The following is a 596-nucleotide window of genomic DNA, read 5'->3' on the forward strand; positions in this document are numbered from 1 at the left end:
GGCGATTCTCCGTTACTCGAAACGTTAAGCTCGATTTTGGGTGTGTTCCGCCGTCCGTTCGATCTGGCAAATCACGATTCGCTGCGGATCTCCACCAGCATCGGTATCGCACTCTACCCGAACGACGGTCAAGACAGTGAAACACTGCTAAAAAACGCCGACACTGCAATGTATCTGGCGAAGAAAAATGGCCGCAACGGCTACGCGTTCTACTCTCCGGATTTAACTGACAAATCGGTATCGCACGTCCGAATTCAATCTGCGCTGCATGAAGCGATAGAAAAAGAACAACTGCATTTGGTGTATCAGCCGCAATACAACCTCGCGCAAAACGCAATTATTGGTGTGGAAGCCTTGGTGCGTTGGGAACACCCAGAATTTGGCTTAGTGCCACCTGCGGATTTTATTCCGATCGCAGAGAAGACTGGCTTGATTCAAAGCATCGGCGAATGGGTACTCAAAGACGCCTGTTTACAAGGGACTGACTGGCTGGCGAGAGGCGTTCAATTTGGCAAAATTGCAGTCAATGTATCGGCACTTCAACTGCAGCAGTCACGCTTCATCAACAAGCTCAAAACCATCCTTCGTGAAACGGC

General features: G+C 49.8%; 1 protein-coding gene. It reads left to right on the plus strand.

All coding sequences use genetic code 11. From position 1 onward, the window contains the following. On the plus strand, nt 1-596 hold a 596-nt coding region (locus R7093_RS26590), incomplete at both ends, for an EAL domain-containing protein (RefSeq protein ID WP_318147198.1).

The organism is Vibrio sp. 1580, from assembly GCF_033340055.1.